At 61.2% G+C, this 11,922-nt stretch carries 12 protein-coding genes and 2 pseudogenes; 6 read left to right on the plus strand and 8 right to left on the minus strand.

The window, feature by feature from the left end:
• Positions 1–114: 114 nt before the first annotated feature.
• Entirely contained in the window at positions 115–1,824 is a 1,710-nt protein-coding gene (gene leuA, locus B9N93_RS23655; RefSeq protein WP_085216834.1) for a 2-isopropylmalate synthase, read from the plus strand.
• 32 nt (positions 1,825–1,856) lie between these two features.
• Complete coding sequence (locus B9N93_RS23660) at positions 1,857–2,630, plus strand: class I SAM-dependent methyltransferase (RefSeq protein ID WP_085216835.1); 774 nt, start codon at positions 1,857–1,859, stop codon at positions 2,628–2,630.
• An 84-nt stretch (positions 2,631–2,714) separates the two neighbouring features.
• Here the strand turns inward: B9N93_RS23660 and B9N93_RS26595 are convergent, their stop codons facing one another.
• A complete protein-coding gene (locus B9N93_RS26595) occupies positions 2,715–3,017 on the minus strand; it encodes a CreA family protein (RefSeq protein WP_254899529.1) in 303 nt (100 codons plus the stop codon).
• Between B9N93_RS26595 and B9N93_RS26600 the strand changes: the two genes are divergently transcribed.
• On the plus strand, positions 2,925–3,296 hold the full coding sequence (locus B9N93_RS26600; RefSeq protein WP_085210740.1) for a transposase: 372 nt from the start codon (positions 2,925–2,927) through the stop codon (positions 3,294–3,296). The two genes, B9N93_RS26595 and B9N93_RS26600, sit on opposite strands and share 93 nt — an antisense overlap.
• On the plus strand, positions 3,275–3,688 hold the full coding sequence (locus B9N93_RS26605; protein WP_254899538.1) for a transposase: 414 nt from the start codon (positions 3,275–3,277) through the stop codon (positions 3,686–3,688). Before B9N93_RS26600 ends, B9N93_RS26605 begins: the two co-directional genes overlap by 22 nt.
• Positions 3,689–3,751: 63 nt before the next feature.
• Here B9N93_RS26605 and B9N93_RS23680 read toward each other — a convergent pair.
• The 4 genes and pseudogenes from B9N93_RS23680 to B9N93_RS23695 form a co-directional block, all read right to left on the minus strand.
• A pseudogene (locus tag B9N93_RS23680) lies at positions 3,752–4,006 on the minus strand (hypothetical protein); the annotation flags it as partial.
• A gap of 204 nt (positions 4,007–4,210) precedes the next feature.
• Positions 4,211–5,365 (minus strand): DUF1156 domain-containing protein, encoded by a 1,155-nt coding sequence (locus B9N93_RS23685; protein WP_085216838.1) that lies wholly within the window; start codon positions 5,363–5,365, stop codon positions 4,211–4,213.
• Positions 5,362–6,123, minus strand: a complete 762-nt coding sequence (locus tag B9N93_RS23690) for a Fic family protein (RefSeq protein WP_125469205.1) — start codon at positions 6,121–6,123, stop codon at positions 5,362–5,364. The genes B9N93_RS23685 and B9N93_RS23690 overlap by 4 nt, the downstream gene beginning before the upstream one ends.
• 15 nt (positions 6,124–6,138) lie before the next feature.
• Complete coding sequence (locus tag B9N93_RS23695) at positions 6,139–6,735, minus strand: protein NO VEIN domain-containing protein (protein WP_085216839.1); 597 nt, start codon at positions 6,733–6,735, stop codon at positions 6,139–6,141.
• Positions 6,736–6,869: 134 nt separating this feature from the next.
• On the opposite strand from B9N93_RS23695, the gene B9N93_RS23700 reads away from it, so the two are divergent.
• Both B9N93_RS23700 and B9N93_RS23710 read left to right on the plus strand, forming a co-directional pair.
• The gene (locus B9N93_RS23700; protein WP_217807398.1) at positions 6,870–7,796 is read left to right on the plus strand and encodes a transposase; all 927 of its coding nucleotides are present in this window, start codon (positions 6,870–6,872) and stop codon (positions 7,794–7,796) included.
• Between the two features lie 300 nt (positions 7,797–8,096).
• Positions 8,097–8,393, plus strand: a complete 297-nt coding sequence (locus B9N93_RS23710; RefSeq protein WP_085216841.1) for a hypothetical protein — start codon at positions 8,097–8,099, stop codon at positions 8,391–8,393.
• 510 nt (positions 8,394–8,903) lie between these two features.
• On the opposite strand, the pseudogene B9N93_RS26955 reads toward B9N93_RS23710, so the two are convergent.
• The 3 genes and pseudogenes from B9N93_RS26955 to B9N93_RS26100 all read right to left on the minus strand — a co-directional run.
• Positions 8,904–9,851 (minus strand): annotated as a pseudogene (locus B9N93_RS26955) (helicase-related protein); the annotation flags it as partial.
• Positions 9,852–10,275: 424 nt separating this feature from the next.
• The gene (locus tag B9N93_RS23720) at positions 10,276–11,190 is read right to left on the minus strand and encodes a transposase family protein (protein WP_085216842.1); all 915 of its coding nucleotides are present in this window, start codon (positions 11,188–11,190) and stop codon (positions 10,276–10,278) included.
• On the minus strand, positions 11,187–11,852 hold the full coding sequence (locus tag B9N93_RS26100; protein WP_368655835.1) for a helix-turn-helix domain-containing protein: 666 nt from the start codon (positions 11,850–11,852) through the stop codon (positions 11,187–11,189). Before B9N93_RS26100 ends, B9N93_RS23720 begins: the two co-directional genes overlap by 4 nt.
• Positions 11,853–11,922 lie beyond the last annotated feature (70 nt).

Genomic DNA, 11,922 nt, shown 5'->3' on the forward strand with positions numbered 1-11,922 from the left:
AAATATGCGCAATTAAATTGCCGAAACCGCGCATTTTTCATGAGAAAACGCAAGCGCCTGCGGGTCGGAATTCCCTAAGATTGCTCCATCGCCAACCGTGTCCAGGAGCATCCCATGTTGCAGTATCCCGCCCGTAAATACCGGCCCTTCGCCCCGGTGCCGCTCGCCGACCGCCAATGGCCCAACCGGGTCATCGCCGCCCCGCCCCTCTGGATGAGCACCGACCTCCGGGACGGCAACCAGGCGCTGTTCGAGCCGATGGATGGCGGGAAGAAGCTGCGGATGTTCGAGATGCTGTGCCGGATCGGTTTCAAGGAAATCGAGGTGGCTTTCCCCTCGGCTTCCCAGACCGAGTTCGATTTCGTGCGCACGCTGATCGAGGTGGGCCACATCCCCGGCGACGTCACCATCGGGGTACTCACCCAGGCCCGCGAACACTTGATCCGCCGGACCTTCGAGTCCATCCGGGGTGCCCGCAAGGCCATCGTCCATATCTACAACGCCACCTCCCGGCCGTTCCGGGAGATCGTCTTCGGCATGGGCCGGGCCGAGGTCGTGGCCATGGCGGTGGACGCGGTCCAACTCGCCAAGGAACTCGCCGCCACGCTGCCGGAAACCGACGTGTTGCTCGAATACAGCCCGGAGACCTTCACCGCCACCGAGCTCGATTTCGCGCTCGAAATCTGCGATGCCGTGACTGCGGCCTGGGGCGCCACGCCGGAGCGGAAGGTCATCCTCAACCTGCCGACCACGGTGGAGGCCGCCACCCCGAACGTCTACGCCGACCAGGTCGAGTGGATGCACCGCCACCTCGCCCGCCGGGACGGCGTCGTGTTGAGCCTGCATCCCCACAACGACCGGGGCACGGCGGTGGCCGCCGCCGAATTGGGCCTGATGGCCGGGGCCGACCGGGTCGAGGGCTGTTTGTTCGGCAACGGCGAGCGCACCGGCAACGTCGACTTGGTCACGCTCGCCCTCAACCTCTATACCCAGGGCGTGCCTCCCGGCCTCGACTTCCCGGATATCAACGCCGTGGCCCGGGTCTACGAGGATTGCACCCAGTTGCCCGTGCATCCGCGCCACCCTTATGCGGGGGATTTGGTATTCACGGCCTTTTCAGGCTCGCATCAGGACGCCATCAAGAAGGGGTTCGCCATCCAGAAGGACGGCGAACTTTGGAACGTGCCGTATCTGCCCCTCGATCCCGCCGATGTGGGCCGGGGTTACGACTCGGTGGTCCGGGTCAACAGCCAGTCCGGCAAGGGCGGGATCGCCTATCTCCTGGAAACCGGATACGGGGTGGCGATGCCACGCCGCCTACAGGTGGAATTCTCCGGGGTGGTGCAGCGGCATACCGAGACCAGCGGTGGCGAGGTGAGCGCCGCCAAAATTTGGCGGATTTTCTCGGCCACGTATTTGGAAACCGCCGTGCCGTTCCGCTACCGGGAACACCACCTGTTCGAGCGCGGCAAGAATCAGGGCATCCGGTTGTCCCTCGATATCGACGGGACTTCCCACCTGCTCACCGGCGAGGGCAACGGACCCATCGATGCCGCCATCCATGCCTTGCGTAGCGCGGACATCCGTGTCCAGGTGCGCAGCTACGAGGAACGGTCCATGGCGGCCAGCACCGACGGCGGCGAGGCCCAGGCCTGCGCCTTCGTCGAGATCGCCGCAGAAGGCCGGGAATGCTATGGGGTCGGCATCGACGCCAATATCGTCACCGCCTCGCTCAAAGCCATCGTCAGTGCGCTCAACCGGAGCGGCACAGCGGGCCATGCCGCGAATCCGCCGCATCCATCGGCGGCTGGCCGACAGCTTTGATAGCGATTCCCAACCCAGCCCAGGAGAACCCCATGAACTCAGCTTCCGCACAGCGTTTCAACACCCTCGCGGGCGGCTATGCCACCAGCGAAGTCCATTCGGCCAGCCCCACGCTCGACCGCCTGCACGGCCTGTTGCCGCACGTCGATTCGGTGTGCGATATCGCCAGCGGCGCGGGGCATACCGGCCTCCGGTTCGCGGCCACCGCCACGCGGATCGTCGCGGTCGATCCGGCACCCAATATGCTCGCCGAGGTGTGGCGTTTGGCCATTCAACGCGGCGTCGCCGTCGAAACCGTCGAAGCGTTCGCTGAGTCGGTCCCCCTGCCGACCGGTAGTTTCGACCTGGTGGTGTGCCGCGTGGCCGCCCACCATTTTTCCGATCTTCCGCAAGCCATGGCGGAAATGACCCGTCTGGCCAAGCCGGGCGGCCATGTGGCGGTGATCGACATGGAGGGGGACGAAGACCCCGTGCTGGACGCGCTCAATCACGAGATCGAAGTATTGCACGACCCCACCCATGTCCGCTCGTATACCGCCAAGCATTGGCGGGCACTGTTCACGGCGCATGGGCTGGACGTGGTGGCTTGCGCCACCCGGCTCTGGGAAATCCCCGGCGGGATGACGGTGAGGCGTTGGTGCGAGTTGGGACATTCCGGCGATATGGCCTTCCGAGCCATCCAGGCGCGTTTGGCGTCCACCTCCGTAGAAGACTTGGCCGCGCTAGAAATCACGCGGGACGCCGACGGGGATTTCCACCTACCGATCCGCACCCTGCTGATCCTCGGACGCAAATCCCCGGTTTGACGGGTACCCCAGCCGTTCCGGCTTCATCCTGACTACGTCTTGGGTGTCCCGGCCCACGCCAGCGGCACGAGACCCACCAGGGCGCTATCGAGCGCCGACCCAGGGCTGGATCGCCACGGCGGATACGCTGTTGGCGGGGGCGCCCTCGATGACCTTGCGGCTGATGGCGAGGTAGACCAGGACGTTGCGTGTCTTGTCGTACATCCGTTTGATATTCGTGGACTTGAGAAACTGTCTGGCAAAAAGGAATTCATGTAGAGTCAAGCCCCCGTTGATTTTCCAAGGTTCCCCGACATGAGCTATCCGAGCGACCTGAGCGACGAAGAATGGTCGTTGATCGAACACCACTTCCGCCCGAAGGACCGGCGTGGCAATGCCAGCAAGCACCCGCGCAAGCGGGTGGTGGACGCCATCCTGTACGTGGTGGAGGGCGGCATCAAATGGCGGATGCTGCCGAAGGACTTCCCGCCCTGGCAGACCGTGTACGACCATTTCAGCCGTTGGAACAAGGCCGGGGTCTGGGAAACGGCCCTGGACGAGATCAACGCGCGGCATCGAAAAAAAAGCATCGGGCCGGTTCCCCGAGCTACGCCATCATCGACTCGCAGAGCGTCAAGACCCAGTACGCCAGCGAGGAGCGGGGGATCGACGGCGGCAAGCGCGTGAAGGGGCACAAGCGGCACATCGTCGTGGACGTCCTGGGCCACCTGCTGCATGTCGAGGTCCACGCCGCCAACCTGAGCGACACCGTACGCGGCTGCGAAGTCATGCGCCGGGCGGCGGAGAAGCATCCCGGCATCGAGGCATTCTCCGGCGACGCGGGCTATCGCGGCACGGCGGTCGAATACGTGGAGGAAAAGCTGGGCTTGGTCCTGCACATCTCGCAAAGGATCGTGGACGGCTTCGCCGTCCTGCCGAAACGCTGGATCGTCGAGCGGACGTTCGCCTGGTTCGGCTCGTTCCGCCGGTTGAGCAAGGATTTCGAAACCCTTACCGCCACCGCCGAGAACGTTATCCGCATCGCCATGCTGAGGACCACCCTTGCAAAATGTGTCTGAGCTTTTGCCAGACAGCTTCTAATAGAACTCCAGGGACATGGCGGTATTTCCTCGCGGTCGGATTCAAGCCAACGGGCGGACAAGGTAAATCATCCGGCGGTCGAAGCCCAGGGTATGGAGGATGGCATGGGCAGCGGGGACCGGGCCGTTGCCCGGCAGGGGGATGGCGTCTAGCACCAACCGGTCACCCGGCCGCAACCGGTAGTCGAAACCGACCGAAACCCCATCCACCACGAAGAGTTCCATTTCCGTGTGCGGCACACCCAGGGCTTCTATCGGGTCCTTGATGCCGGGATGGCCGTCGAACCTGTAGTCGAGGGTCCGGTGGCGTTATAGACCCCGACTACGGTTGGATTCTCCGCCAGATTCAATCGACCGTTGGGTGTCTGTTCCGTCCGCCAGACCTTCGGGTCTGGCCGTCCCGTCGCGGCCTATCCGCCAGCCGTGGCCCCCCCGCCCGGCCTTGGTTCAGCTATGGATGAGAAGGCGGTTATCTAGGGCAAAATTTTTAACACACGCTTATTAAAACCAGCACCGTTCCATAAAATATCCACAGCAATCCTGATCCGACCTGATATGCCGCCCGAGTTCGGGGAACCAGGAGCCTATGCGGGCTGGTGCCTGGCCGGTTGACCCCGCACGGAAAACAGCGCCGCGAACTGGTGGTATTGATGGTCGTCTCGAGGTAATCACCAACCCGAAGGTACAGCGCGGGTTTTTCGGGTTCTCCAAATAGTCTGGGTCGTAGGCGAGGTTCAACAGCCCGATTTGCGGCTCCCCCGCGTCATCGACTGGGACCGGCTTCAACTGCTCGCCAGCGTCCACCGCCAGCGGGACTTTTGCATACGGTTTGAGCGTGCAATATTCCGCATAGGTGGGGTAGTACCGGGCTAACGATTTCCGCGCCTCTACGAGCACCCAGCGGCCCCAGGCGCGGACGTGCCAAGCCAAGTCCGCATCCAGCAACTTGGGGTCGATGGGATCATGCCCGAACAAATCGCCGTTCTTCTCGTCCTTTTCCACCTCGGCAGCTTGGCCCAATTCGTTCAGATGCCGCCGGATCGTGGCCGGCGTCAGCCCCCGCGCCTTGAGATAAGCCGCCATGAACTCCCGGTCCCGGATCGCGAAATCGGGCAAGCGCCGTGTCTGCCCGGCCAGCTTCTGCGGATATTCCAAAGTACATTTGAGGACGAACCAGGCGACCGGGTTGATATCCATGGCCGTCACCTCGCAACCCAGCCGCATCGCCTCCAGCGGAATCGCCCCGCCACCCGCGAACGGGTCCAGCACCTTGGGCGCCCGTCCACCATAGGCTTTGCGGATTTCCTCCCGGAACGTTTCCAGATCGGGACCGGATTCCCGCCCCCAGTGCAGGATGCCGCCCAGGGTTTCCTCCACCGCCACATCCTCGGTTTGCCCGTTGGCCTGCTTCTTCGCCTTGGTGGTCTTGACCAAGGTGCCGCCCAAGCGCTTGAGGATCGCCGCCCGTTGCTCCGCGTCGCCCGGATCGGGCAACAGGGTCGCGATCAAAGCCGCCCGCGCCGCTGCCAAGGGCCGCCGAGCCGGCCAGATATGCAACGTGGAAATATGCCCATGGCGCACGTTCTTTTCGTGGACCGAGTCGATGGAGGCTTGCTTCAACGGGAAGGCGACTTCGATCAGGCGCTTATCGCTCATGCCCCGCCCCCGGCGATGTGCAACAGGCGTTTGCCCATGGCCTGGACTTGTAGGGCGATGAAGCGGTGGAAAGCCGATTTGTCCCCGGACAGGTTGCATTGCTCCAAGGCGTCGTAATAGGCGCGGCGGCTGTCGGTGTCGCCGGGGATGTTGGCGAGCGGATAGCCCCGCGTGAGCAGGATCAGGTTCATGGCGAGTCTCGAAGTGCGGCCATTGCCGTCGATGAAAGGATGGATGGTGGCGATACGTTCGTGGATTTCCGCCGCCAGCAACACCGGATGCAGGTTTTCCCGCTGGGATTCGTACCACGCGAAGCATTGCTCCATCTGCACAGGCACGGCCCAAGGCTGCGGCGGCAAATGGCGGCTGCCCGCGATCATCACCGGTACGTTGCGATAGCGCCCGGCGTTGTCGTGGTCGATCCCATGGAGGATCAAACCGTGCAACTGCTTGACCAGCGATTCCGTGAGCGGCTGCCCGTCGCGCACCAGATCGCGGAGGAACAACAAGGCTTCGTGATGGTTGATGGCTTCGAGGTGTTCGCGCATGGACTTGCCGCCGACCGTCAGCCCTTTCTCGATCACCAGTTCGGTTTCCCGGAGGGTCAGCGTGTTGCCCTCGATGCGGTTGCTCTCGTAGGTGTATTCGATGTCCAGGGCGTGCAGGATGGAGGGATTCTCCAACGGGCGCAGCGTGTCCAACTCGGCCTTGAGGCGGTCGATGTCATCCAAAAGCTCGGCCAAATCGGGATTTTGCATGGGGGTTCCAGTGGTTCAGGGTTCGGCGCATTGAGCGATGGGGCCGAAGCCGATGGTAACGCTGCCCTTGGCCTTGGCGATCAACTGCGCGAATGGATTGCGTACCCGGTATAGCTTGGGCGTGGCCGAGCCGCAGTTGAACACGGTATACAGCCAGTAACGGTCGCCGAGGTTGCAAGCGCGCGCCCACTCGTTCTCGGTCAACTCGATGTCCCCGGTTCCGGCACGGCCCTTGACTTCGATGCCGCGCTCCTCGCGGCCCAGCCTGGAATAGAGATCGAAACCGGGATAATCGGCCAGCCCGGCCAAACGGGCTTGCGCGGGCGTGGACACGTCGCGGACCACCGCGCCCCGCGAGGTCTCATAGGCCATCGCGATATCCATTGCGATGCGCTCGACTTCGGCGTCGCGGGCTTGGATGTCCTCCGCTTTCTGTGAGGGTTGCACCAAGACCGTCGCGATGATTTCCACCGACCCCGGACGGATGAGTTCGGGTTCCCGCCGCACTTCCGCCAGGGCGCGTTCCCGGCGCTCGCCCAAGCCGCGTTGTTGCCGCTTGACCTGGTCCAATTCCGCCGCCGCGCCGGATTGCCCATCACGGACCCGCTCCATCTGGCGCTTGCGGGCGGTGGCCAGTTCGGACTCTTGAACGCTTGGTGTGAATTGATTTGGCCGAATCCAACGCCCGGACGGAGAGTACGGGGGCGCGGAAGACTCTGAATCCCATCTGGATTCGGAGCACGGCGATGATCGATTTCGAGACCTTCCTGACCGCCCTGTACGTCTTCGTCGAAGACTTCTGCAAAAGCCGGTGGGCACCGGAAAGATCGCGGGGCGCACCGGCGGGGTTGACGCGGAGCGAGGTGGTGACCCTGGCCATCGCGGGTCAGTGGGAATGCTTTGGGAGCGAACGCGGCTTCTACCGCTACGCGCAGCGGCACCTGCGAGGGGCTTTTCCCGGCTTGCCCGACCGCAGCCAGTTCAACCGGCTGATCCGCCTGGCCCAGGACGACATCGCCGCCAGTTTCCGCTGCCTGGCGGAGGTTTTGCGCGAACCCGCCGACCTGTTCGAGGCCCTGGACGGCACGGCGGCACCGACCCGCGACGCCAAGCGCCGGGGGTTGGGATGGCTTCCCGGCCTGGCGGACATCGGCTGGAGCAACCGCCTGGGGTGGTTCGAGGGCTTCCACTTGCTGCTGGCGGTCGGCCCGGCCGGCGTCGTCACCGGTTTCGGATTCGCCCCGGCCAGCGCCAAGGACCAGCCCATGGCGGAAACCTTCTTCGCGGCGCGCCACCGGGCCGACGCCCGCCTGCCGACGGTGGGCCTGTCCGCCGACGTCCCCTACGTGACCGACAAGGGGTTCGAGGGCGAGGATTGGCACGCGCACTGGCGCGAGGACTATGGGGCGGAGGTAATCACCCCGCCCAAGCGGAACAGCCGCAAACCCTGGTCCCGCGCTTGGCGCCGTTGGTTGGCCGGTATTCGCCAGGTGGTCGAGACCGTGAATGGCAGTTTGCATCACATGTTCCGCCTGGACCGGGAACAGCCCCACGAGCTCGGCGGGTTCGCCGCCCGGATCACCGCCAAGATGGCGCTCCATAATTTCTGCATCTGGCTGAACCGGAAACTTGGAAGGCCTTCTTTGGCGTTCGTCGAATTGATCAGTTGGTGAAATTGAAATCACACCAAGCGTTTGATAGTCGTAAGCCCGGACCAGGGCAGCCTCGGTTTCCGTGAGGCGATCCCTGAACGCCATGGCCTTGAGTTCCGCCGCTCGGCCCAGAATATGGGAACGCAGGAACTCCGCTGCCGCCAAGCGATGGGTTTCGCCATGGGCCAGGAATTCCACCGCTCCGGGAGCCGCTTTGCGGTCTGGCTTGAGCAGGAGCAGATGCTCCACGGGCATTTCTTCCATGAACTTGTCCCCAGCTTGGCGTAAGCCGACCAGACGCTGTTCGAGGATTTCCTGGGTATGGAATGTGGGGAACCCCGGATCGGCGTCTCTGACCACCGCGATGCGGGCGACATGGAAAAGGTAGGGTTCGGTAGCGGAGACATCGACAAAGATCGCTCCGCGCCGCCCGGACGGACGGCATTTTTCCAGGGCCAGGGCGGAGAGTTTTTCAAAAACCGGTTCCCCAGGGTGCAGGAATATCGCATCGCGCCGATCATCGGGCCGGTACACGGTGAACTTGCCACGCGCCGCTTCCGGGTAGGTTTCGAGCAGGGGCATCAGACTGTCGAGCGCGCCCCGCTTGCGTGCCCGTAGGAAGAAATGGCCACCCAGGTCGCCAACGATATCGGCACCCGCCATCGGTACGGCGTATTCCAAGAAGCGGCGCACATAACCCGGCAACAACCGGCGCAATTCCTCGGTGGCCAGGGCATCTTGCAATTCGGGAAGCGCCCGGGCCACGTCCCCGCCGCCGGTGCCATAGATTCCCTCTTCCTGGGCCGCGATGGCACGGACCTGCTCCACAGTCAGTTGGCCCGTGATTGCGAGGGCTTCCCGTTCCGCCTCGTCGTCCGAGAGTACGGCCCGTTGCAGGTAGTCGGTCAAAGAAATTCCCTCGAACACCCTGCCGATCACATCGAACACCTTGTCGGAGCCAAGCGCCTTGCGGATGTCTTCCATCTTGTCGAGCAGTGTTTTGACGACCCGGCCTTCACGGGTTTTGCCCGCTACCAGGTTGACGATGGCGACCCGGTCCTTCTTTTGCCCGTAGCGGTGGATGCGGCCCATGCGCTGTTCCAGCCGTGCCGGGTTCCAGGGAATGTCGTAATTGACGAGTATCCAGCAAAACTGAAGGTTGATGCCTTCGGCCGCCGCGTCGGTACCGATGAAAAAGCGGCAGCCTCCCGCCGAGTTCGGGGCGCGGAAACGTTCGACCTGGGCATCCCGTTGCTGGAAATTCAGGCCCCCGTGGATGTAGGCGACTTGGTCGGTATACCCATGCGCTTCGAAGCGCCGGATCAGGAATTCGAGCGTATCCCTATGTTCGGTGTAGATAATGACCTTCTGGTCGGCGAATTCCGGCGATTTCAGCAGTTCCCCCATCCGTGCGAATTTGGATTCCTGGCCATCGGCATAGACGGATTCCGCCAGTCGGGCCAATTCGTTGACCTTGTCCCGCTCGACAATCAATTCCGCGAGGCTGGTCGCTATGAAATCGCCCAGGGCTTCGGTTTCCTCGCGTTCGTGCTCCTCGATCCCGTTTTCTATGGACTCTTCATCGGCGGTTTTGCCGGGATCGCCGAGGCTGTCCTTGACCTTCCTGTCCAGTTGCCGCTGGCGGGTGCGAAGCTCGGCTTCGGGGATGCGCCCGGTTTGGATATCCTCGATCAGGCCATCGAGCTTTTCCCGTCGTTTGCGGAACGAACACAACAGGGCCCAGGTGCTGCTTGCCAGCCGCCTTTGGAAAACGGTCATGGCGAACCGCGCCGCTTGCCTGTTCAGCAACCGGGCTTGGTTGTAGTAATGCTGGATGTAAGCGGTGGTCTCGTCGTATAGGGTTTGCTCGCCTTGGGTGAGTTCGAAGCTCATCGTGTCGCAGAGGCGCGGGGGATACAGGGGTCTTCCCTGAATATCGACCATTTCTTCCTTGACCCGGCGGATGAAATAGCGCGACCGTGCTTCCTTGGGGAAAAGATCGAACGCGGTTTCGGTGCTGAATAATTCCGGTTCGAGCAAACGCCAAAGGCAGTAGTACGGATAGGCCTTGCCCATGTGGGGCGTGGCCGTCAGCAGCAAGAGGTGCTGCGCCGACCAGGGCAGTTTCCATTCCGGAGGCAGGTCGCGGATCCCCGAGAGGGCTTCCGCCAGGCGATAGCGGTCGGTCGCGCGGAAGGTCCCATCGGGATCCCGGCTCGCGGATAACTTGTGCGCTTCGTCGAAAACGACGATGTCATAGGGTTGGGTCGATGAGTCGCTTAGGCAACGGAACAAGTTGCCGCCCCGGAGGCTATCCACGCTCACCACGATCCGGTCGCTGTCCGGTCCCAGGAATGGGTTTACGTCTTTGGCCCGCGCCCCGGAGATGATTTTGAAATCGAGTTGGAATAACGATTTCAACTCCCGGTGCCAGTTTCCCACCAAGCCGGCAGGTGCCACGATCAATAGACATGCTCCCAAGCTAACCTATTGTTTTTAATTATAATTTAAAATTCCAGAGGCCAGCACCAATATAAATGAAGGTATCTAATAAATGTGCCAGATGGTTTCTTGAGCGATGTACTAAACTATGCAGACATTTCATCCCGCCGATGGCATGCTCAACAGCCACGCGGGTTTTAGCAAGCTTCCGATTATGTTTCTTCTGTGTTGGTGTTAATTTCGGATCAGGATTCGCTTTGGACTTCTTTGGCTTTTTATGGGGGATTTGAATGGCCCGTGCGTGGGGATAATCATTTTTAATGCCTTGGAATCCGAGATCAACCTCGATAAGTTGCTTTTGAAACCATGGCAAGGCGGGCGGAAATTCCGTCTTAAACAGGGCATAGTCGTGGACACTTCCCGGCACGGTGGAGCTAAGGAATAGGATTTTCTTGGCGGGGTTGGCAATCACTAGGTTATTAACGCCGTGATGTTTTTTTTTACCGCTGTAGCGTTGCTCTTGTTGGGATTTATCCTGGGGCCTGAGGGTCGCCCGCTCCGTGCCATCAATGATGATAGTAGGTTGTTTTTCAAGGAGTCTATCCAGCGCCTCAACCGTCTTGACCGAACGTTCGGGAAGTGTTTTCAGATGGGCTAGGCTCGCTTGAAGGATGGGCAGCAGTGTTTCTAAATGATCGAAAGCATGGCCTCCACTGAAACCAAAGAGATAGCCCAGTACGTCGTAACTGGGATAGTTTTTCAAGTAATAAAGGACAAAAAACAGCCGGTGTCCAAAGCTAGATAGATAGCCTGGGAAAGCGGGGCTAGGCGCGTCGAGCGAAGGGCCACCGTACTGGTCACGATAAGTTGATTCAAAAGACAGAAGTAAATGCTTGAACTGATCTTTGGTAAGTCCGGTCAAGGCTTTGCAAACACGATCATTGCCGATGTCGTCAAGGCTGCTAAAGATCATTGTGGAAGCACCATTAAAAAGGATTCGTGGGGAATTGCGATTGATCTTACTCTGCGGACCTTGCAGTAACAATTATGAACAGAATATTTATGAGGCCTTGGGAACATCTCTAATATTCTGCGGAGGGTCCGGCGGGAGAGGCTTTCCCGGATGTAGAGGCCGGTCATGATGGTTTTGCCCGCACCGGCGTCGTCGGCCAACAAGAAACGCATCCTGCTTTGCGGCAGCATCCGTTGATAAACCGCGATGCGTTGGTGGGGCAGCGGATCGACCTGGCTGATTTCCGTCGCGAACGAGGGATTGAACAAGTGCCCGTAGGAAAGCCGTTCGCCTTCGATCAATATCCGGACTTCGTCTGGATTTCCCAGGAAATCGAGTCGGCAGACAGGTTCGATTGGTCCTGGGGCATTGCTTGCTTGTCCATCAGTTTGCCTGCACTGGTTCGCCAATCCACGTAGTTTGGCGATGCCCATGGCGGAAGGTTTGGTCTGGCCGTTTTCCCATCGGTTCAAGGTTACGAAGGACACGCCGAGCAGGTCAGCGAATTGCTGCTGGGTGAGCCCTAATTGCTGGCGGATCGCTCGAATCTTGTCCGGGTCCATGGTGATGACGTCGGTTTCCTGTTGGGAAGGAAAACGAGGATAGCAAACCCGGCCTTTGATTCAAGTGCCGCCTCTAAGTACAGGACAAAAACCTAACTGCTTGATTGCCAAAGGCGTAAACTATCCGGCT

This window comes from Methylomagnum ishizawai (assembly GCF_900155475.1).
Lineage (GTDB): Bacteria > Pseudomonadota > Gammaproteobacteria > Methylococcales > Methylococcaceae > Methylomagnum > Methylomagnum ishizawai_A.